Here is a 19,706-nt window from a genome sequence, read left to right as displayed (position 1 = left end):
TGCGCGCGGGCCCAGTGGCTCGTCCCCCCAAGAAAACAGCGAAAAACGGGGCTTCCGGCCACCCAAGGCCCCATGAAGATCGCCCCCCCATTTTCCCGCCTTCCCCCCTTTCCTTCCATGCTCCTTTGACGGCCGTTTTGTCGTTTTTTCGTACTCTTTTTGCTCCCATCCTGTTTGGGATGAGCAGAAAATTGAGGCTTCATCGGATAACCCTGGCTGGCAACAGCCTTGCAGACTGAGGTTAGGGCACAAGTCGTGAGAAAACATGACATGGGATGACAAAACCTGGCTATCGGCCACCAACTTCCCTATGACGACATCAATTGGCACATCCCGCAGGCCATTTTGCTGCCGAAAAATGGAGAACACCACAAAGACCCCAATCGGAACCACAAAGGAAAGAGTCACAAGAACAACGTAACTCAATGTATTTAAATACTTTATATGCATCCACTTTCACTGACATCACCATAAAACCCTTCTCAGGACAAAAAACGCCCTTAAACTTGGGAAAATGCGGCCATATTTCACCACCAAACCATTTTTGCCTCATAATTACATTTTTCGTTGTTTTATCGTTCTGTTGTGGTATCTTGGTTCCATCATGAGCCAACCAAGGGAGATAAAATCATGAAAGAGTTCGTAGTTACCGCCGTTTTCACCGTGTTTTTCACTCTGGTTGCCGTCTCCATGCCGTCGCTGGCACAGCTCTAAGTCGGTCAATCAGCCATCTGCCACCTCTGCATCAGAGGGGTGGTTCAAAAAACAGACTGCAACGTGGATTTTTGACGCGCTCTGGCAAAGGATGATGCCAAGCCATCATTGAGTGCGATCTGCGCACACAAAACGACCTCGTCGACATCCATGCCATCTTTCAAGGGGAGCCCAGGCTCCCCTTGTCGCATCTCCCCCTGCGGGATTTACTCTTGCCCCCCTGCCCGTCACAATGGCCGCTGGATTTGCCACGCAGGAACCACCATGACTCAGGATGCCTTGCGCCACTGGCGCCGCGACCTTCATCGTCACCCCGAAGCCGCCTGGTGTGAATTTCGCACCACCACCCTCATCGCCCAACACCTCAGTGAACTCGGTTTCTCCATCATGCTGGGGGATCAACTGCTCGCCAGCACCCTCATCATGGGACGGGAAATAGACGTCGAGGCCCAGAAGGCCCGTGCCCTGCAACAGGGGGCGCATCCGGAGTGGCTGACGCGGATCGACGCACTCACCGGCGTGATGGGACTCTGGGAGAGCGGGCGCCCCGGCCCCACCCTGGCGTTTCGCTTCGATATCGATGCGGTGGAGGTCGAAGAGAGCCAGGAGGCGTCACACCTGCCCGGCCAGGGAGGCTGGCACTCCGCCAACCCGGGCTGGATGCACGCCTGTGCCCACGATGGTCACACCGCCATCGGGCTGGTGCTGGCCGAGCGGATCGCGGCCCTCGCCGATCGCCTCACTGGCCGCATCAAGCTCTTCTTCCAGCCGGCTGAAGAGGGCTGCCGAGGCGGCAAGGCGCTGGCGGCAGGGGGGCAGCTCGACGACGTGGACGCCCTGCTGGCACTGCACATCGGCATTCACGCGAGCAGTGGTGAGCTGGTGGTCAACCCCACCGAGTTTCTCTGTTCAACCAAATTCGACGTGGAGTTCATGGGGCAAGCCGCCCATGCGGGGCTCGAGCCCAACGCGGGCCACAATGCCCTGGCAGCGGCCTGCATGGCCACCACCGCCATGCTCGGCATTCCCCGCCATCGGGACGGCATGACCCGCATCAACGTGGGGCAGCTCAACGGCGGCAGTGGACGCAACGTCATCCCGGGCCATGCCCGCCTGATGGGGGAGACCCGTGGCGCGACGCCGGCCCTCAACGACTACATGTTCAATCAGGTGCAGCAGATTGTGGAGGGGGCGGCCCTGATGCAGGGCGCGACCTACCACATTCGCAAACAGGGGGAAGCGATCGGCATCGAGAACAGCCCAGCCCTCATCGAGGAAATCGTGCCTCTCGCAGAGGGGAATTCCCTTGATACCATCCACACCCGCCGCTTCGGGGCCAGCGAGGATGCCGGTTTCCTCATCGAGCGGGTACAGCAGCACGGCGGCGAGGCCGCCTATCTCATCCTGGGAGCCAACCTCGCGGCCCCCCACCATCATCCGGAGTTCGACTTCGACGAAGCCGTGCTGGCCCCCGGAGTGGCCTTGCTGGAGGCCTGGTTGCTCGCCCGCCTCGGCCGCTAGCAGACGCCGGATGCAAACAAGGCAGCCCATGGGCTGCCTTGTTTTTTTACACCCTTGCGGGCATAGGGGACCTACTCTCCCAGCACGATCGCGCAGAGATGGGCGAAGTGGTGGATCTCGTGGGTCGCCTCGCACGGACCTGTCTCCCGTCCCGGGTTGTACCAGCAGGTGGCAAGCCCCTGGGCGGCGGCACCGGTGATGTCGGTCTTGGGATTGTCCCCCACCATCAACACCCGCGCCGGGCTCGGCTGACCCATCTGCGCCAGGGCATGCTGGAAGATGGCCGCCGCCGGCTTGGTCACCTGCACCTCGTCAGAGATAACGAGAGGCTCAAACCAGCTGTTCCAGCCCAGTTTGTCGAGGCGCCCGCGCTGGGGCAGGCTGAAGCCGTTGGTGATGATCCCCATTCTGACCTTGCTCTTCAGGGCCTGGAGGGTCTCCTCCACCCCCTCCAGCGGCACGCTCAGGGCGATGATCTGCTGCAGGAAGGTCTCGTTCATCGCCATGGGCGCCACGTTGACCTGCTCGGCAAAGAGCGAAAAACGGGTCTGCTGCAGGTGGGTGGCGTCAATCTCCCCTGAGTTGTACTGCTGCCAGAGCCGCTGGTTGAGGGCATGGTACTCCGCCATCTTGGGGGGAGTCGGCGCCACGCCGTAGATCTGCAGGGTCCGCTCCAGCGCCCTGGCGACCGGAAAATCGAGCAGGGTTTCGTCCAGATCGAACAGCACCCAGTCATAGCTTGCTTGTTTCACGCTTGTCCTTATTGATTGTGCTTGGCCACGTTGTCATGCGTCGGGCGCACCCATCCCCAGAGGGCTGTCTAGCAGGGTCAGGGTCCACCTGACACCAAAGCCGGTTACCTCGCTGCCCACCACGCCATTGCCCCCCTTGTTGCGAAAACCACTCAGGTCGAGGTGCAACCAGGGAAGCTCGGCGGGCACGAAGCGCGTGAGAAAACGGGCGGCATCGATGTGATCCGGGGAGGCGCCCGGCGCGCACTGTAACAGATCGGCCCACTCGCTATCGAGGTTGTCATCGTAATCCTCGTCCAGGGGGAAGGGCCAGACTCGCTCCCCGCTCTGCTGTCCCAGCGCGATCAGAGTGGTGAGCCACTCGGGGCGGTTGGTGAAGGCGCCGCTGTAACGGCTGCCGAGCGCCCGTTTGCAGGCGCCGGTCAGGGTGGCATAGTCGATCAGCAAGTCGGGTTTGTCCCCGGCCGCCAGGGTCAGGGCATCCGCCAGCACCATGCGACCCTCGGCGTCGGTGTCCACCACTTCGATGGTGGTGCCGTTGAGGGCGGTCACCACCTCACCGGGCCGGAAGGCCTGCGGGCCGATGTGGTTCTCGGCGATGGCGAGCCAGCAGTGCACCTCAACGGGGAGTTTCGCCCGGCTGATGGCCAACAACGTGCCAAGGGCCACCGCGCTGCCCCCCATGTCCAGGTGCATGCCATACATGCTGCCACCGACTTTCAGGTTGTAGCCACCGGAGTCGTGGCAGATCCCCTTGCCCACCAGCGCAACGCGGCGCACCGGGTTGGCCGGACAGTAACTGAGCCTGACGATGGCGGCCTGACCGTCCGCCGAACCACGGGCCACCGCCAGGAAGGCGCCAGCCCCCTTCTGTGCCAGGGTCGTCTCATCAAACTCCTGCCACTGCCACCCCTCCTGCTGCGCCAGCTCCCGGGCATAGGCCCGGTAATGACGGGCATTGAGCTCGGACGCTGGCAGCACCGCCAGGTGGCGAGCCAGACCATTGCCTTCGGTTTCTGCGCTCAGGCGGGCCATGTCCAGCTCGCAAGGGGGGGAAAGTTGCAACTGCTGATAACCCGGTCTTGTCGCCTCACTCCGTTTCTGGGTCGGCAGGGTCACATCGGCGGCGAGCAGGCAGGCGAGCACCACCCTTGCCAGTTGCGCGCGATGCTCATCGTCAAAACCCTCCAGATGGAGCGCCAGGTGCGTCGCCTTGAGGCCCGCCAGCGAGCCCACCCAGCTGCGCACCTGCTTGTAGAGCCGATGATCCAGGGCCGGGCGGGCATCCATGAAGATCACCCGTTGCAGCCCCTGACTGTCGTCGAGGGAATAGGGGGCCTTCTGACCCAGGGCTATCTGGGTTGCCACGGCGGCAAAGGGAGGCGTCGCCAGCAGGGTATCGCGCGCTGAGTCGGCAATGAGCAGGAGTTTGACGGCAGCCGGCCCTGCCATTACTTCGGCGAGGGAGGTGCTCTGCATCGTGATTTGGGGAGAAGAATAGCTAAAAGGGGTCATCACAGGGTGCGGCCTCATCCATGAACAGAAAGCAGGATGATACCGAACAAATGGCGAGAGGGATCGGAAAAACACACATTATTGTGTGCAAGCAACAGATGCTGGAGGTAATCAGAGAGGTAATTCAGAAGAAAAGCAGTCAGAAGTTGGTTGCGGGGGCCGGATTTGAACCGACGACCTTCGGGTTATGAGCCCGACGAGCTACCGAGCTGCTCCACCCCGCGTCCGAATTGTATTGCCACCACAAAAAGCAGAGCAGTTGCTTCTTGCTGTCTTCGTCTCCACCGCAGCGCGATGCGCTTGCCATGGATACAAATAGTTGGTTGCGGGGGCCGGATTTGAACCGACGACCTTCGGGTTATGAGCCCGACGAGCTACCGAGCTGCTCCACCCCGCGTCCGAATTGCATTGCCACCACAAAAAGCAGAGCAGTTGCTTCTTGCTGTCTTCGTCTCCACCGCAGCGCTATGCGCTTGCCATGGATACAAATAATTGGTTGCGGGGGCCGGATTTGAACCGACGACCTTCGGGTTATGAGCCCGACGAGCTACCGAGCTGCTCCACCCCGCGTCCGAATTGTATTGCCACCACAAAAAGCAGAGCAGTTGCTTCTTGCTGTCTTCGTCTCCACCGCAGCGCTATGCGCTTGCCATGGATACAAATAGTTGGTTGCGGGGGCCGGATTTGAACCGACGACCTTCGGGTTATGAGCCCGACGAGCTACCGAGCTGCTCCACCCCGCGTCCGAATTGTATTGCCACCACAAAAAGCAGAGCAGTTGCTTCTTGCTGTCTTCGTCCCCACCGCAGCGCTATGCGCTTGCCATGGACACAAATGGTTGGTTGCGGGGGCCGGATTTGAACCGACGACCTTCGGGTTATGAGCCCGACGAGCTACCGAGCTGCTCCACCCCGCGTCCGAATTGTATTGCCACCACAAAAAGCAGAGCAGTTGCTTCTTGCTGTCTTCGTCTCCACCGCAGCGCGATGCGCTTGCCATGGATACAAATAGTTGGTTGCGGGGGCCGGATTTGAACCGACGACCTTCGGGTTATGAGCCCGACGAGCTACCGAGCTGCTCCACCCCGCGTCCGAGGTCGCCCATAATAGGCGCCAACGCTGAGATTGCAAGTAAATATCCTAAAAAAAGTTTATTCGGGGATTAAACCGTCACATACTGCGCTCTTTTGCAACAAATCGCAGTTTTTTCAGGCAGCTAGCGATCTCTTCCCCCTCAGGCCCCTCCCCGCCTTGCCCCTCTTTGCCATAAAAAAAGCCCGCACGACAAGGTGCGGGCGGAAGGATGCGCCGGGATCAGACCAGCTGGTGCAACACGCTGGTCGCCGCAATCTGGGCGATGATGAGGCCGCACAGGGTCACGGAGACCACCACGGGGGCCGTCTCCTGCTGACGGTAGATGGGGCTGAACCAGAGCAGCAGGGCTGCGACCAGCAGGCCGGCCTGGGTCACTACCCCGGGGATCAGCGGGTCGAGCCCGGCGCTGCTCCCCTGCCAACCCACCAGCACCGCCAGCCAGATAAGACTCAGGATGGCGGAGACGAGCCCCGCCAGGGGCAGCAGCAGATTGAAGGCTTGCAGGCGGTGGCGGGCACGCAGCAGCATCAGGTGGGCAAAGGCCGACCCCAGCAGCACCATCTGCAGCAGGCCGCCGAGCCAGCCCTGGATCTGCATCAGACCCAGCCCGTAGAGGGCGAGCGGCATGGCGGGCAACCACAGCAGGGTGGCGGGGATGGCGCGCTTGCCCTCCAGGCGAGACTGAAGCAGGGAGATCACGATACCGAGCACCAGGGCGGCCCCCCCGCTCCAGATGAGCCAGCCCGCAACCTTGGCCTCCACCGCCAGCATCAGAGAGAGCCCGGTGATCACCCAGACCGAGAAGAGCTGGGTAGTGATCCGCGAGCGCTGGCCCGGGCAGAGATCACCGCGCCACAGGACGAGCCCCACAGCGATCAGGGCCCCCAGAGCCATCAGACCGGTCAGGGGAAAGAGCCAAAAAGGAAGTTGGACGAACATAGGGTCTCCGGCAGCAGTCCGGGTGCGGGTGCACCCATCACAGGGTAAGGAAGGACAAGAGGCAGGGAGTATATCCAAACTCCCTCCGTCTTCCCAACGTCGCCAGTCAGCTTTGTCCCCGGGCAAGGGCAACCACCCGGGCAAACATCTGCTTGAGCACAGGGGGAATGTGCTCGCTGCCGAGGCGCTCCGCCTCCTCCACCACCGCCAGGGCCATGCCTGGCTTGCTGCGATGGTGGATCGCCTTGGCGATGATGCGCCCGGCGTTGAGGGTGGAGCGCCCCCCGACCCCCGCCTCGCGCCGGAACACCCCCTCGAACCCGTTCTGGTAGAGGTAGTGCTCTATGTCTGCCGCCGGCAACTGGGTCAGCCGATCCCGCTCGCGCTCCCCCTTGAGCAGGGAGCGGGCGGAGCTTGCATACTTGGCACCCGCCTCGTCACCGTCGGTGAGCAGGTGCCACTCTATGCCAAAGTCCCGGGCCACCTTGATGAGAGGAGCCTGGCCGCACTGGGCGAACTCGATGATGCGCACCCCCTCTGCCCGCAGGCTGTAGCCGCAGATCTGGGCCAGCTCCGAGAGCAGCCAGATCTCGGTCTCCCCTTCCACCAGCAGCCAGCAGCGGGCAAACATCGACATGGGCCTGTTGATGCGCACATGGAAGGCAATCTTGCGCAGATCGTCGCTGCTGTAGCGCTCCCCTCCCAACTGATGGCAGAGGATGTCCTGCTGGCGGCGCACCAGACGGCGCACCTGATTGAGGGGCAAGGAGGAGAGCAGGTCCCCCGAGTTGGTGGTGAGCAGCTTCTGGCCGGGCAACTGCTCCAGCAGACCCCAGGCCAGGGCCAGCATGGTGGGATGCAGGCGACTCTCTGGGTCTTCCAGCATCAATATGGGTCTGGCCCCCTCCTCCAGCTCCCGGTTGCCTCGGGCGTGGAGCAGCATGGCTGCCATGCCCGCCATGGCCAGTTGCAGCGCCCGGTTGTCCGCATTGCGCAGCAGCACCTGCAGGTTGCCGGGATTGCGCAGGGTCATGGGGCGATTGACGATATCCCGCTGGCTGCGAGGCTTGTGCTTGATGGGCGCCAGGGCGCTGAAGTAGTGCTCCATCAACTGCTGCACCGCCTGCAGCGCCTCCTTGAGTTCTGGCTCGCCGATGCGCTGTGGCTCGTCGGTGAGCTTGCCGGCCAGCTCGTCCAGCCGCTGCTCGCACAGATCCCCCCAGGGCAGCCGCTCGATGCCCTCCCGGGCGGTACGGGCATCCCGCAGCCTGAACACCGGGTTCATGGTAATGAGCAGACGCACCAGCGCTTCATTGTTGTCGATGGCCAGGCTCTTGCCGATACCGTCGAGAAAGTCGTGGGTGGTGAGCACGCTGCCATCGTCCTGCAACTCGGCACTGGCACGATAATGCACCCGGTGGAACTTGTCCTTGTGGGGGATCCAGGCCGCCCCGAGGCGGGCCAGACGGCGGGAGTGCTGGCACATCTGGGGACGATACTCGCTGAAGGTGAGCACCAGTTGCAGCGTGCGCGAGGGTTCGAGCTCGGGATCTTCGGGCCGGTGAAAATCATCCTGACCAAATTGATAGGGCTCGGCATCCCCCAGCAGGCACCAGAGGGCCCGCAGCAGGCTGGATTTGCCCCAGGCGTTTTCGCCGATGAGCACAGTGGTGTTGTCCAGCCCGAGGGAGAGGCGATTTATTCCGCGAAAACCTTTGACTTCAATGCGTTCCAGAAACATGCGGCCATATCCAGTCCATCCTGATGGCGCAATAGTGGCAAAGTTGCCGGAAAAATCCTATCGGGTTACGGCGTTTTCAGCGGGAACTGTGAGGAACGAGCGGTTCGGGCGGCGTCGGCTGGGTGACGCGATAGAGGGGGGCATTCCAGTGGTTGAACCAGAGGTGGCGGGTACGGGTCTGACGTTTGCGATGATTCAAGGGCAACTCCTGTGCAGGTTGAAGGAACGAGGTTCCCCCTCGTTGCCAACCAATCTGCCGCCTATCTGTGACAGGAGAATGACAACTGGGCTCGCCACTGGCCCGGGCTCAGGCCGAACGCCTCCCGAAAGCGGTTGCCAAAATGGGCCTGGGAGGAGAAGCCGCACTGGGCGGCGATGCTGGCCAGAGGCTCGCTTCCCGCCAGCAACTGCTTGGCCCGCTTGAGCCGCAGCCCGAGCAGGTAGCGGTGGGGCGGACAGCCCAGGCTCTGCCCGAACATCCGGGCGAAGTGGTATTCGCTCAGACCCGCCTCCCGGGCGAGCTCTCCCAGGGTGACCGGCTCGGCCAGGTGAGCCTGCAGATACTCCTGTACCCGGCGAACCACGGCGGGTGCCAGACCGCCGCGCACCTCCGGCAGCACCGGGGCCTCGCGGGTGTGATGGCGATAGGCGTGCAGCATCAGCATCCAGGCACCGTGGGAGAGCGCCATGCGATCGATGCCGTGCTGCCAGTCCAGCTTCATCAATTGCCCCTGCACCAGGGCCGCCGCCTGGGGATCGTCGATGAAGGTCTTGTCTTCCAGTTGCAGATGACGCCCCTCCTTGTCACACGCCTGCTCGGCGATGCGGGTGAAGTGGGCGGGGGTGAAGTAGAGGTGGAAGAAGCGAAACTCCTCGCGCACCAGCCACTCGGATCTGTGGTGATCCGGCATGATGCACACCTTGCCCGCACCGCCATGGCCACCGGGGCCGTCCAGCCGCTCGGTCTGCTCGCCCCCCTGCAGGTAGACGCTGATGGTGTGGTTGCCCGGCTTGTGGTAGCGGGTCTGATCGTAGCGGTTGCACCAGCTCGCCACCCCGAGCCCGGGCTCCAGCCAGCAGGAGTCCTCCAGTCTGGCACCGGTGCTCACCAGGGCATCAAAGACCCCCGCCTGTCTTGTCTGCTGCATGGCATGCTGCACGCTTGCGTCCCTCTCTGGCACTTGCCGCCCCTTTCCTGTCGCCATCTTATCGCGCCTCATGGTCAAAGGCTGCGCCTCCGTTGAAAAAACCGCAAGATGGTGCAAGCCGGCGCCCCGCCTCCCGGTTCATGCTGATCACATCATCTTCTCTTGATGGGATCACACCATGAATCTGATGCTCTATGTTTCCACCGTCCTCATCTGGGGCAGCACCTGGATTGCCATCGCCTGGCAGCTCGGCCCCATCCCCATCGAGGTCTCGGTGCTCTATCGTTTCGCCCTGGCGGCCCTGGCCCTGTTCGCCCTGCTCACGGTGAGCGGCAAGTTTCCGCGACTGCCCTGGGCGGGCCAGCGTTATGCTGCCCTGCTCGGCGCGTTGCTCTTTTCCACCAACTTCCTCTGTTTCTACCACGCAACCCTCTATATCCCGAGCGGTCTGTCGGCGGTGATTTTCGCCAGCGCCAGCATCTTCAACGGCCTCAATCTCTGGCTGTTCGAGGGTAAACGACCGGGCCTGCGCTGGCTGCAAGGATCGTTGCTGGGGCTGCTTGGCACCCTGCTGCTCTTCTGGCCGGTGCTGGCGGATGCGCAACTGGGTGCAAACGGCTGGAAGGGCTTGCTCTTTGCCTGCGCCGGCACCCTCTGCTTCTCCCTGGGCAACCTGGTCTCTGCCCGGGGACAGCGCCAGGGCTATCACGTATTGCAGATGGTACCCTGGGGCATGGTCTACGGCGTGGCGCTGCTGCTGGGCTGGGTCACGGTACTCGGTCAGTCACTCACCCTGCCCACCGACCCGCGCTACCTCGCCGCCATGGTCTATCTGGCCATCTTCGGCTCCGTCATCGCCTTCACCGCCTACCTCACCCTGGTGGGGCGCATCGGTGCCAGCAAGGCGGCCTACGCCACCGTGCTCTTCCCCCTGGTGGCCCTCACCCTCTCCACTTTCTATGAAGGCTTTGTCTGGCAGACGGTCTCCATCGTCGGCGTGGTGGTGAGCCTCATCGGCAACCTGGTGATCTTCGCGCCCCCCGTCAAGGCGTGGCGCTGGCCGCTATCAAGGGCCGCAAACGGTACTTGCCCCTGATGCCACCAGCCCCTAAGGTAACCGCGTCCAACACACGAGGAGGGAGGACGCATGTTACTGGAAGGGCTGGAGACACTCTGCCTGCTGGCAAGCGAGGGCACCATGGCCAAGGTTGCAAGCCGCCTCTATATCAGTCAGTCGGCGGTCAGCAAGCGCATCGCCCAACTGGAGCAGCGCCTTGGCAAGAAGCTCATCGAGCCGGATGGCCGTCATATCCGCCTCACTCCCCAGGCCCGTGAGCTGCTCGCCCGGGTAGCCCCGAGCCTCGCCGAAATGAAGGGGGTGCTGGCGGACAGCCAGATCCTCACGGATCAGACCCCTCTGTCCATCGCCTGCTCCGAAACCCTGCTGGCGGGCTACCTCGCCCGCTTCATGCACGCCTACCTTGAACGGGATCCCCACATTGCCCTCTCTACCCACCACACCCCGGTCATTCTGGCCCGGGTGCGCGGCGGGGATGCCCTGCTCGGGATCTGCGCCGGCCGCCTGCCGCCGGGCCATGGGCTGTGTGCCGAACGGCTGCTGGAGGAGCCCTTCTATCTGGTGGGGGACGCTCTGGATGAGGCGGCGCAGCCGGATCACCAGAGCGCCTTGCCAGAAACTGTGACCAGCAAGCAACTGGCTGAAGGCGACGTGAGTCAGGGGATGCAGGGCAAGGTGCGCAAGATCCTGACCATGGATCTGGAGAACCCCTCCAACCGCTATCTGCGCGAGCCCCTGGCCGCCCTCGGGCTTATCCCCGCCATGGAGCTCGATTCCTACCTGGCGCTGATCGAGCTGGCCAAGGCAGGCATTGGCCCCGTGCTCCTGCCCGCCGGCCTGCTGGCGCTGGTGGGTGAGCAGGGGACACAGGCACGCCCCCTGCCGGGACTGGGCCGCCCGCTCCACCTGGTCTATCGGCCAAACAGCCTCAAGCGCGATCGCATTGCCCGCCTGGTGCAGGCGCTGCAAGCCCATTTCCGGCAACTGACGGCACTGGGCTGAAACGCAAGAGGGCCCGATCTGCGATCGGGCCCTCGTCATGGGGGGGACCGGCTCAGCCCAGCCAGGCAAAGAGCTCGGGGTACTGGCTCCACACCAGCTTGGCGGACATCACCAGGGAGACGGTCACCAGCAGCGGCTTGATGAGCTTCACCCCTTTCTTGAGCACCAGCTTGGAGCCCATGCGCGCCCCGATGAACTGCCCCAGCGCCATGCACAGCCCCACGCTCCACACCACCTTGCCCCCCAGGGTGAAGAAGAGCAGGGAAGCGATGTTGGAGGTGAAGTTGAGCAGCTTGGTGTGGGCGGTGGCCCGCGCCATGCCAAAGCCCGCCAGGGCCACGAAACCGATGGCAAAAAACGACCCCGTGCCCGGCCCGAAGAAGCCGTCATAAAAGCCCACCCCCCCGCCCACCAGCAGGGCGAACGCCATGGGAGTGAGGCGACGCTGGCTCTCCGCATCGCTCACCCTGGGGGAGAAGTAGAAGTAGCAGGCAAACGCCATCAGCAGGAAGGGGAGCAGTCGCTCCAGGATGGCGGCATCGATGGTCTGCACCGCCAGGGTGCCGATGGCCGCCCCGATGAAGGTGCAGATGACCGCTGGCCAGATGATGGCCCACTCAAGGAGCCCCTTGCGAGCATAGAACCAGGTGGCGGAGAAGGAACCGAAACTGCTCTGCAACTTGTTGGTGCCAAGCACCAGGGCTGGCGGCATGCCGGTGGCCAGCAGGGCCGGCACCGTCAAAAGCCCCCCGCCCCCGGCGATGGCATCGATAAAGCCGGCGATGAGGGCCACCCCGAACAGGGCGACCAGGGTGAGCAGTTCCAGTTCCATCCATAGACCTCGTGTGATTGGCAGCGCCCGGCATGGCCTGGAGCCTGAAGGAGTCAACAGGTCGCTATCCTAGCGAGGGCAGGCTCATGAAGCCAACGAAACAATGGCAGCCAACTGATTCTCTATTTTCATCAATCAGCGTGCGAGAGGACCTGTGCTTTGATAACCGCCAGCCCCTCCAGCAGGGGCGCTTCATCAGCGCCGGGCGCACGGCTCACCCGGCCAGCCATGTAGCGGCTGCTGATGAGGATTAATCCAGAGCGCGGCTCTTTCATCCGCACCGGGCGCACGGCTTACCCGGCCAGCCGTGTAGCGGCTGCTGATGAGGATTAATCCAGAGCGCGGCTCTGGCCCTTGATGGTCTCCAGTCCCTCCAGCAGGGGCGCTTCATCCGCACCGGGCGCACGGCTCACCCGGCCAGCCATGTAGCGGCGGCTAAAGAGATTGAACCAGAGCTGCAGCGCCTGTCCCGCCCGCAGCTCCCCGGCCACTTCCAGCACGCAGGCGGCCACCTCGGCGGTGCACAGGTGCTCGTCGCTGTGGGCGACACGCATGCCGTAGGTAGAGAGCGCATCCGGCTTGATGGCGAGTACCGGGAAGCCGTCCAGATAGGGACTCTTGTTGAACATCTTGCGCGCCTCGGGCCAGGTGCCGTCCAGCAGGATGAACAGCGGCTTCTTGCCGGGAGCCAGTACCACCTCGCCGGTCAGGCGGTCGGGCGCTTTCTCGCAGGCGGGAAAGACCACGTAGGGCTGCCAGGCGGGATCCGCCAGCAGGGCCAGCAGCTCGGGATGGGGTTCGGTACGCGACCAGAGAAAGGCCCAGGTGGAGTCCGGCAGCACGTCGGCGATGAGGCGCCCGGTGTTGGAGGGCTTCATGGGCTCGCTGTCATACATCATGAGGCAGAAACCGGCCTCGGCCTTGAGCGCCGGGCGCCAGTCGCAGGCACACCAGTCGTGGCGCAGCTGGCAGGCATCGCAGCGTGGCACGCTGCCGCCACGGGCAAGAAAGGGTCGGGTCGAGACGCTCTTGCGCCAGATGCGCAGGCGGTTGACGGCGTGATCGGGGATGGGCTTCATGGAACGCGGCTCTGACGGTGCCTGTGGCGGGACAAAAGGGGGCTGATTGTAACGGCGCGCCCTCCTGGCGGCAAGGCTTGCCAGGCGGCGCCCTGCCCCCTTCCCTCCCGCGTTCTGCCCGCCTCGCCCCAATGAAAAAAGGGGCCCTGAGGCCCCTACTCACCATCCGTTGCAACCGGGTCTGGCGACGTCAGACCGCCTTTCGCAGGATCTGCTCCAGATAGTGCGCGAAGCTGTGGCCGTGGTGCTCCAGCAGTTTCGGGAACATGGAGATGGAGGTCATGCCCGGGAAGGTGTTGATCTCGTTGAGCAAAATCTCCCCCTCTTCGGTCAGGAAGAAGTCGATGCGCGACAGGTGGGTCAGCTTGAGCTGACGGAACGCCTTGAGCGCGTACTCGTGAATGGCGTCAGCCTGCGCCTGAGTCAGTCCCTCGGCCTTGAGCGCGGTCTCGGTGTGACTGGCGCTGCTGTACTTCTCTTCATAGGTGTAGAACTTGTCCTGGGGTACGCAGATCTCCCCCGGATAGGTGGCCACCAGCTCGTCACCATACTGGTAGACCGCCACTTCCAGCTCGCGGGGCTTGACCGCTTTTTCGATCAATACCTGCTCGGAGTAACCGAAGGCATCGGCAATGCCCTTCACCAGGTCTGCCTCGTTGCTGGCGGAGTAGCAACCCACGGAAGAGCCCTGAGAAGCCGCCTTGATGAAGACCTTGCCCCACTTGGCCAGCGCCGCTTTCGCCTCGGTCAGGCTCGCCTCGTCCTGCTCGGTCAGGAACAGGTAGGGGGTATTGGGGATGCCGATGGCGGTGAGCCACAGCTTGGTGGTGATCTTGTTGAAGCACACCTTGCTCGCCTCGGCGTCACAACCCAGATAAGGCAGGCCGGCCAGCTCGAGGAAGGATTGCAGATCGCCGGTCTCACCGGGATAACCGTGGATGCAGGGCACCACGTAGTCCACCGGACGGGCCACGCTGTCGAACGAGAGCAGCTTGTCCAGCCCCAGCTTGCACTCGCGACCGTCGGCGGAGAGCCAGCGGTCGGCAAACATCTCGACCCGGGTCACTTCGATACCGGGCAGGAGCCCAAGCTGTTTTTCGAGGAAATTGGCGCTGCGCAGCGAGACTTCGTGCTCGGAGCCGCCACCGCCGCACAGCAGCAAGACATGCATGTTCTTCATTAGATGTGATCCCTTGGGAGAAGCGGCTTCGTCATCACCATGTCAAACCCAACCGCATGAAAACCGGACGAAGCCAGAAACGAACATAAGTGCGGGCAGTGTAGCAAGGGAGGGGAAGCCTTGTCAGCCGATGGGGCGCACCTCCCCCTGCCCGGGCAGATAAAAGTCTCTTCCTGTGTCAGAAACAGGATGAAATGCGCTCAGCGGGGGGGATCGACCCGCCCGGCGCCATTGCCGTTGACCCGAAACCAGCCGGCAATGCTGTAGCGCTCCCGGCTTGCGGGCAGCACCTCGTGGGGAAACTCTTCAGACAGGAAGAGCACCAGCCGCCCGCCCCGGGGGGAGACATCCATCAGAAACTGCTCGCTGTCGTCATAGACCCGCAATATTCCCCCCGCCTCTGGCTGCCAGTCGTTGTTCAGGTAGAACACCGAGGTGAGCCGGCGGTTGGATCGCCCAGCGAAGGCGTCGCGATGGGTGGCGTAGAAGTCGCCGCTGCGATAGCGGGCAAAGTGAGCCTCGTAGTCGAACAGCCCCAGCATCAGGCTGCGATTGGCGGCCAGACGCAGGGACTCCATCCGGGCCAGATAGTCGGCCACCGGCGCGCCGAGGGAGGCGTCGAGCCAGTGGATCTGATCCCGACGGATATCGCGGTTGTCCTGATGCAGGGTCTCGCGCCCGATCCCCGCCGGTCGCCACTCGTCCGGCAGGCAAGCCTTGAGGGCATCCACCTCGGCGGCGGTTAAAAAATCATCCACTATCACCCAACCCCGGGTGTAGATGGCATCCATGACGGCTTGATAGTCCAAGATAGGCTCGCAGCGAGGGGAGAGAGTGCGCTTTGTAGCGACTTCGGACCATCGGCACAAACCGGATTGCTTCTCTTGAGAAGTCCCGCCATCAATAGGAGTCTGGGGGGCACAGACGCCCTCCCCCTTGCTCCCCGGCCCTCGGCCCGTTAACGTGCAAGGATTGTCCCCCGGGCGCCTTGTCGCCCCTCTTGCATCAGGAGAAACCATGCCCCTGCCCCTCATCCCCCTGCAACGACTCGATGGCACGGCCTGGTCCACCGCCGATCTGCAGGGCCGTGTCGTGCTGGTGGTCAACGTGGCAAGCCGCTGCGGTTTTACCCCCCAATACACCGGGCTTGAGGCCCTCTATCGCCAGTTCGGTCCCCAAGGCTTCGAGATCCTGGGTTTTCCCTGCGATCAGTTCGGCCATCAGGAGCCGGGCGATGTCGAGGAGATCGCCCGCTTCTGCTCTCTCGACTACCCGGTCAGCTTCCCCCTGATGGCCAAGTGCGAGGTCAACGGCGCCGGGGCCCACCCCCTCTATCGCTGGCTCAAGGAACAAAAGCCCGGACTCCTTGGCAGCGAGGCCATCAAGTGGAACTTCACCAAGTTCCTGATTGACCGTGAAGGCCGGGTGGTGGACCGCTTCGCCCCCCAGACCAGACCGGAGGATCTGGTGCAGGCCATCGAGGGACTGCTCTGACGGGCGTGCGCCGCTCGCGACACGGCTGCTGCGCGTACGCCTCGCATCTGCTATATTACGCGCCCACTGTTCTCTTGTGCGGTCGCTTTGCCGGGCTCAGGCCCAGCCTCGATGGCGACCCACCCTATTTTCCATGTCGTGACGGACCAAGGCTGCCGTCACCCGTTGAGCCCAAGGCTCGGAGTGTCCCTCGAACATGTCATTCAATGAACTGGGTCTGTCACCGCACATCCTGCGGGCCGTCAAGGAGCTGGGTTACGAACAACCCACCCCCATCCAGCAGCAAGCCATTCCCGCCATCCTGGCCGGGCAGGACGTGCTGGGCGGCGCCCAGACAGGCACGGGCAAGACGGCCGGTTTCACCCTGCCCATGCTTCATCGACTGCTGGCCAACCACGGCCGTGGCGGTCGTCGCCAGGTGCGAGCCCTGGTGCTGACCCCGACCCGGGAGCTGGCCGCCCAGGTGGGTGAGAGCATCATCAAATATGCCCACCACCTGCCGTTTCGTACCCTGATCGCCTATGGCGGCGTCAGCATCAAGCCAAACCTGGACGCCATCAAGCTCGGGGTCGACATTCTGGTCGCCACCCCGGGCCGCCTGCTGGATCTGCTGACCCAGGGCGCCCTGACCCTGAGCGCCCTCGAGGTACTGGTGCTTGATGAAGCGGACAGAATGCTCGACATGGGGTTCATCACCGACATTCGCCGCATCATGAAGGCCCTGCCGGAGGAGCGTCAGACCCTGCTGTTCTCTGCCACCTTCTCCAATGACATCAAGGCGCTGGCGGACGATCTGCTCAAGGATCCCACCCTCATCGAGGTGGATCCCAGCAACACCGCCGCAGAGCAGGTAAGCCAGCGCATCATCCAGGTCGATCGGGAGCGCCGCCGGGAGATGCTCTCCCACATGATTGGCCGTGGCAACTGGCAGCGGGTGCTGGTGTTCGTGCGCACCAAGCAGATTGCCGACAGGCTCGCCCAGCAAATGCAGAAAGATGGCCTGGATACGGTCGCCATCCACGGTGACAAGAGCCAGGGGGCCCGCAACCGGGCGCTGGCGGATTTTCGTGAAGGCAAGGTGCGGGTGCTGGTTGCCACCGACATCGCCGCTCGCGGCCTGGATATCGATCAACTGCCCCACGTGATCAACTTCGAGCTGCCCCAGATGGCGGAGGATTACATCCACCGCATCGGCCGCACCGGCCGCGCCGGCCGTGGCGGCGAGGCCATCTCTCTGGTGAGCCAGGACGAGCTGGGTCAGCTCAAGGAGATCGAGGCGCTGATCGGCCAATCCCTGACCGTGGAGATCCTGGAAGGATACGAGCCGAGCGGCAAGCCGAGCCGCCAGACCCTGCCGGGCAGCAAGCCGGTGCAAAACCCGCCCCGCGCCCGTGGCGCCGCCAATACCAAGGGTGGCAACGGCAAAACAACCACAGGCAAGAGCAAGGCGAAGAGCGATGGCGGCAAGAAGCCAGCCCCAGCCCGCAAGCGGGAAGTGGTGGGCGAGGACATCGGTTTCGCCCCCATGCGCCGTCTACCCAAGGCCCAGCGGGACGACTATCAGGACAACTCCAGCGAGGAGTGAGGGGGCGCGAGCCAAACCTCCTGAACAACAAAAAACCGCCCTCGGGCGGTTTTTTCATGCGCCAGCCTCGGCAGACAGGACCAGATGCAGCAGGGGATAAGGTTTGCCCTGCCCGTCCAGTGCCGAGCGGCCCACCACCTCGAAACCCAGGTGGCGATAAAAACCGAGGGCCGGTTCATTTTGCTCGTTGACGTCCACCCGGGTCGCCCCTAGACGGTGGATGGCATCAGCTACCAGCAGGCGGCCCACTCCGCCCCCCTGCCTGCCGGGGTCGACGAAGAGCATCTCGATATTGCCCTCGTGTACCCCGCAAAAGCCGGCGATCTCCTGCCCGTCACGAGCGCAGGTGAGGGTCACCGCCTCGAAGTAGTGAGCCAGGATGAGCTCGCGCAGGATCGCAATCTCCTCCTTTGGCAAAAAATGGTGGGTGGCGCGCACCGACGCCTCCCAGAGGACGATCAGGGCCTGATAATCCCCGCCCACAGCCTGTTCCAGTCTCATATTCCGTTCACTCGATGGTGGGAAACCTACCCGGCCGCCATGGCCTGCTTGATGACAAACCCCTTCTCGATGCCCGCCTTGAAGCCCAGCTTCTCATAGAGGCGATGGGCTTCATCGCGCCCCTCCCCCGAGAGCAGCATTACCTTGTAGCAACCCAGCCCCCAGGCCAGGGAGAGCGCCTCTTCAAGCACCTTCTGGCTCAGTCCCTGGCGCCGGAACGCTGCGGCCGTTACCACGTGCTCTATGATGCCAAAGGGCCTGCCACCGTTGGTCAGAGTCGGGATCACCCCGAGCTGGCAGGTGGCGGCGAGCTCGCCGCCCACCTCTACCACGATGATCCGCACCTCGGGCCTGGCCAGCAGGCTCGCGAGCGTCTCCCTCGCCATGGCGGGCGTCATCACGGGATCCCGGGGTCTGAGCTCGGCGTAAAGGCTGAGCAAGCCCGCCAGATCCTGCTCCCTGCACTCTCTGATCACCACCATGGCACACCTCCTGATCTGCCACTCTCCTCCAGCTGGTCATGCCATGACGCCAGCATGGGGTGTGCGCAGGCATAAAAAGAAGATGCCTCCCCAGGTTGGGAAGGCATCGGGTTCAGCGGGTCTTGACCGCCTGCAGCAGCACGGAGACATCCGGCCCGAAGCGGCGGGCTCGGATGGCCTCCTGGATATCCTGCTCGTCGTAGCGACTGGCGGGGTAGACCACCACGCAGGCGGTGTCACCGGGAGCGAGGAAGTGGGTCTCGCCAAAGGGGGTATAGCGGGTGGCACCAATGCTGATGAGTGCATGGGCCGGGCGCCCCGCCTGGGTCAGCAGGCCCTGGATATGCTCGGCCGGGCCTTCGTCCTGCTGATGGTTGAACTTGTCGATGGCCCACGCCAGCAACTGACCGTGGAAGTAGCTGTAGTCCACCGCCGCGCTGTCGATCCCGTAGGGGTGCAGCTCGCCGCCGCGCTCCAGGTAGCAGGCGATGCGGTAGTCATCGAGCTCGCATCCTGCGGCAAAGTGGGTCAGGGGCAGCAGGTTCGCGGCCAGCCCCTTGCTCTCTTCACCCCAGTTCTTCTTCTCGCTGATCTTGTTGGCATTGGGGCGACGGATGGAGCAGTCGTTGTAGGCGCCAAACGCCTTGGGATGGATGGCCACCACCTGCTCCCCCGCGTACTCCAGCTCGCACCACAGTGCCACCTCGGGTTCAATCTGCACCTTCTCGTCCCCGCTCACCGCCGCCTCCGGCAGGAAGATGGCCTCGCCGCTCAGGGGAAAGACCCCGAGCTGGCCGGGATGGTTCGGCACATAGAAGGGGAACAGCGCCTTGGGGGCGACCTTGTCGTCAACCTTGACGGCGACGAAATCCGCCGCCTCCCCTGCCTGCTCCAGGTGACCGGCGAAGTTGCCCGCCACGCCCAGTCCGATAAAGGGGGTCTGTGAGGTGATCTGCATCTGTGGCTCCACTGGCGCGGCCGGGGCCGCCGCCTCGTTGTCGTTGTTCAGGGCGGCAATACCGCCAAAGAGGGAGCTTATTAGAGCACAG

Annotated in this window: 18 protein-coding genes, 6 tRNA genes and 1 pseudogene; 5 read left to right on the top strand and 20 right to left on the bottom strand. The window is 63.4% G+C overall.

Annotation, left to right across the window (positions count from 1 at the left end):
• Window positions 1-978 precede the first annotated feature (978 nt).
• Window positions 979-2,235, top strand: coding sequence for an amidohydrolase (locus I6L48_RS13455; protein ID WP_113070209.1), 1,257 nt, complete (start codon window positions 979-981; stop codon window positions 2,233-2,235).
• A 71-nt stretch (window positions 2,236-2,306) separates the two neighbouring features.
• On the opposite strand, the gene yjjG is transcribed toward I6L48_RS13455, so the two are convergent.
• The 12 genes from yjjG to I6L48_RS13400 form a co-directional block, all read right to left on the bottom strand.
• The gene (yjjG, locus tag I6L48_RS13450) at window positions 2,307-2,987 is read right to left on the bottom strand and encodes a pyrimidine 5'-nucleotidase (RefSeq protein ID WP_113070208.1); all 681 of its coding nucleotides are present in this window, start codon (window positions 2,985-2,987) and stop codon (window positions 2,307-2,309) included.
• 33 nt (window positions 2,988-3,020) lie between these two features.
• Window positions 3,021-4,505: a leucyl aminopeptidase family protein gene (locus tag I6L48_RS13445; RefSeq protein WP_113070207.1), complete on the bottom strand. Its 1,485-nt coding sequence runs from the start codon at window positions 4,503-4,505 to the stop codon at window positions 3,021-3,023.
• Window positions 4,506-4,649: 144 nt separating this feature from the next.
• Window positions 4,650-4,726, bottom strand: a tRNA-Met gene (locus I6L48_RS13440).
• Window positions 4,727-4,822: 96 nt separating this feature from the next.
• Window positions 4,823-4,899: transfer RNA gene (locus tag I6L48_RS13435), tRNA-Met, on the bottom strand.
• 96 nt (window positions 4,900-4,995) lie between these two features.
• Window positions 4,996-5,072, bottom strand: a tRNA-Met gene (locus I6L48_RS13430).
• 96 nt (window positions 5,073-5,168) lie between these two features.
• Window positions 5,169-5,245, bottom strand: a tRNA-Met gene (locus I6L48_RS13425).
• A gap of 96 nt (window positions 5,246-5,341) precedes the next feature.
• Window positions 5,342-5,418, bottom strand: a tRNA-Met gene (locus I6L48_RS13420).
• A gap of 96 nt (window positions 5,419-5,514) precedes the next feature.
• Window positions 5,515-5,591 (bottom strand) — tRNA-Met (locus I6L48_RS13415).
• 224 nt (window positions 5,592-5,815) lie between these two features.
• A complete protein-coding gene (locus I6L48_RS13410; RefSeq protein WP_216987330.1) occupies window positions 5,816-6,535 on the bottom strand; it encodes a hypothetical protein in 720 nt (239 codons plus the stop codon).
• Window positions 6,536-6,641: 106 nt separating this feature from the next.
• Entirely contained in the window at window positions 6,642-8,276 is a 1,635-nt protein-coding gene (locus I6L48_RS13405; protein WP_039038583.1) for an ATP-dependent endonuclease, read from the bottom strand.
• A gap of 76 nt (window positions 8,277-8,352) precedes the next feature.
• On the bottom strand, window positions 8,353-8,475 hold the full coding sequence (locus tag I6L48_RS20900; RefSeq protein ID WP_257692902.1) for a hypothetical protein: 123 nt from the start codon (window positions 8,473-8,475) through the stop codon (window positions 8,353-8,355).
• Window positions 8,476-8,536: 61 nt separating this feature from the next.
• On the bottom strand, window positions 8,537-9,424 hold the full coding sequence (locus I6L48_RS13400; protein WP_134997012.1) for a helix-turn-helix domain-containing protein: 888 nt from the start codon (window positions 9,422-9,424) through the stop codon (window positions 8,537-8,539).
• A 178-nt stretch (window positions 9,425-9,602) separates the two neighbouring features.
• Here I6L48_RS13400 and I6L48_RS13395 point away from each other — a divergent pair, with 178 nt between their 5' ends.
• Entirely contained in the window at window positions 9,603-10,520 is a 918-nt protein-coding gene (locus tag I6L48_RS13395) for a DMT family transporter (RefSeq protein WP_041215090.1), read from the top strand.
• 51 nt (window positions 10,521-10,571) lie between these two features.
• On the top strand, window positions 10,572-11,504 hold the full coding sequence (locus I6L48_RS13390) for a LysR family transcriptional regulator (RefSeq protein WP_216987329.1): 933 nt from the start codon (window positions 10,572-10,574) through the stop codon (window positions 11,502-11,504).
• Window positions 11,505-11,556: 52 nt separating this feature from the next.
• Here the strand turns inward: I6L48_RS13390 and I6L48_RS13385 are convergent, their stop codons facing one another.
• From I6L48_RS13385 to I6L48_RS13370, 5 genes and pseudogenes are all read right to left on the bottom strand, one after another.
• Entirely contained in the window at window positions 11,557-12,336 is a 780-nt protein-coding gene (locus I6L48_RS13385; protein ID WP_010674863.1) for a TSUP family transporter, read from the bottom strand.
• A 131-nt stretch (window positions 12,337-12,467) separates the two neighbouring features.
• Window positions 12,468-12,597 (bottom strand): annotated as a pseudogene (locus I6L48_RS20810) (DTW domain-containing protein); the annotation flags it as partial.
• 68 nt (window positions 12,598-12,665) lie between these two features.
• Window positions 12,666-13,415, bottom strand: coding sequence for a tRNA-uridine aminocarboxypropyltransferase (locus tag I6L48_RS13380; RefSeq protein ID WP_216987328.1), 750 nt, complete (start codon window positions 13,413-13,415; stop codon window positions 12,666-12,668).
• A gap of 190 nt (window positions 13,416-13,605) precedes the next feature.
• A complete protein-coding gene (locus I6L48_RS13375) occupies window positions 13,606-14,595 on the bottom strand; it encodes a D-alanine--D-alanine ligase (RefSeq protein WP_041211487.1) in 990 nt (329 codons plus the stop codon).
• Window positions 14,596-14,795: 200 nt separating this feature from the next.
• Complete coding sequence (locus I6L48_RS13370) at window positions 14,796-15,404, bottom strand: 2OG-Fe(II) oxygenase (RefSeq protein WP_216987327.1); 609 nt, start codon at window positions 15,402-15,404, stop codon at window positions 14,796-14,798.
• Between the two features lie 208 nt (window positions 15,405-15,612).
• Here I6L48_RS13370 and I6L48_RS13365 point away from each other — a divergent pair, with 208 nt between their 5' ends.
• Window positions 15,613-16,089, top strand: coding sequence for a glutathione peroxidase (locus I6L48_RS13365; protein ID WP_216987326.1), 477 nt, complete (start codon window positions 15,613-15,615; stop codon window positions 16,087-16,089).
• Window positions 16,090-16,285: 196 nt separating this feature from the next.
• Complete coding sequence (locus I6L48_RS13360; protein ID WP_113070200.1) at window positions 16,286-17,674, top strand: DEAD/DEAH box helicase; 1,389 nt, start codon at window positions 16,286-16,288, stop codon at window positions 17,672-17,674.
• Between the two features lie 54 nt (window positions 17,675-17,728).
• Here the strand turns inward: I6L48_RS13360 and I6L48_RS13355 are convergent, their stop codons facing one another.
• The 3 genes from I6L48_RS13355 to I6L48_RS13345 form a co-directional block, all read right to left on the bottom strand.
• The gene (locus tag I6L48_RS13355; RefSeq protein WP_113070199.1) at window positions 17,729-18,175 is read right to left on the bottom strand and encodes a GNAT family N-acetyltransferase; all 447 of its coding nucleotides are present in this window, start codon (window positions 18,173-18,175) and stop codon (window positions 17,729-17,731) included.
• Between the two features lie 26 nt (window positions 18,176-18,201).
• The gene (locus tag I6L48_RS13350) at window positions 18,202-18,657 is read right to left on the bottom strand and encodes a GNAT family N-acetyltransferase (RefSeq protein ID WP_162726194.1); all 456 of its coding nucleotides are present in this window, start codon (window positions 18,655-18,657) and stop codon (window positions 18,202-18,204) included.
• 112 nt (window positions 18,658-18,769) lie between these two features.
• On the bottom strand, window positions 18,770-19,615 hold the full coding sequence (locus I6L48_RS13345) for a DUF5718 family protein (RefSeq protein WP_113070198.1): 846 nt from the start codon (window positions 19,613-19,615) through the stop codon (window positions 18,770-18,772).
• Window positions 19,616-19,706 lie beyond the last annotated feature (91 nt).

It is taken from the genome of Aeromonas sp. FDAARGOS 1418 (genome assembly GCF_019048585.1).
GTDB lineage: Bacteria > Pseudomonadota > Gammaproteobacteria > Enterobacterales > Aeromonadaceae > Aeromonas > Aeromonas caviae.
This window is presented reverse-complemented; position numbering and strand designations above follow the sequence as displayed.

What these genes read in the sequence shown, in the direction of transcription:
- I6L48_RS13455 (WP_113070209.1), top strand. Translation starts at nt 979, where the DNA reads ATGACTCAGGATGCCTTGCGCCACTGGCGCCGCGACCTTCATCGTCAC.
- I6L48_RS13410 (WP_216987330.1), bottom strand. Translation starts at nt 6,535, where the DNA reads ATGTTCGTCCAACTTCCTTTTTGGCTCTTTCCCCTGACCGGTCTGATG.
- I6L48_RS13405 (WP_039038583.1), bottom strand. Translation starts at nt 8,276, where the DNA reads ATGTTTCTGGAACGCATTGAAGTCAAAGGTTTTCGCGGAATAAATCGC.
- I6L48_RS13400 (WP_134997012.1), bottom strand. Translation starts at nt 9,424, where the DNA reads ATGCAGCAGACAAGACAGGCGGGGGTCTTTGATGCCCTGGTGAGCACC.
- I6L48_RS13395 (WP_041215090.1), top strand. Translation starts at nt 9,603, where the DNA reads ATGAATCTGATGCTCTATGTTTCCACCGTCCTCATCTGGGGCAGCACC.
- I6L48_RS13390 (WP_216987329.1), top strand. Translation starts at nt 10,572, where the DNA reads ATGTTACTGGAAGGGCTGGAGACACTCTGCCTGCTGGCAAGCGAGGGC.
- I6L48_RS13385 (WP_010674863.1), bottom strand. Translation starts at nt 12,336, where the DNA reads ATGGAACTGGAACTGCTCACCCTGGTCGCCCTGTTCGGGGTGGCCCTC.
- I6L48_RS13380 (WP_216987328.1), bottom strand. Translation starts at nt 13,415, where the DNA reads ATGAAGCCCATCCCCGATCACGCCGTCAACCGCCTGCGCATCTGGCGC.
- I6L48_RS13375 (WP_041211487.1), bottom strand. Translation starts at nt 14,595, where the DNA reads ATGAAGAACATGCATGTCTTGCTGCTGTGCGGCGGTGGCGGCTCCGAG.
- I6L48_RS13365 (WP_216987326.1), top strand. Translation starts at nt 15,613, where the DNA reads ATGCCCCTGCCCCTCATCCCCCTGCAACGACTCGATGGCACGGCCTGG.
- I6L48_RS13360 (WP_113070200.1), top strand. Translation starts at nt 16,286, where the DNA reads ATGTCATTCAATGAACTGGGTCTGTCACCGCACATCCTGCGGGCCGTC.
- I6L48_RS13355 (WP_113070199.1), bottom strand. Translation starts at nt 18,175, where the DNA reads ATGAGACTGGAACAGGCTGTGGGCGGGGATTATCAGGCCCTGATCGTC.
- I6L48_RS13350 (WP_162726194.1), bottom strand. Translation starts at nt 18,657, where the DNA reads ATGGTGGTGATCAGAGAGTGCAGGGAGCAGGATCTGGCGGGCTTGCTC.
- I6L48_RS13345 (WP_113070198.1), bottom strand. Translation starts at nt 19,615, where the DNA reads ATGCAGATCACCTCACAGACCCCCTTTATCGGACTGGGCGTGGCGGGC.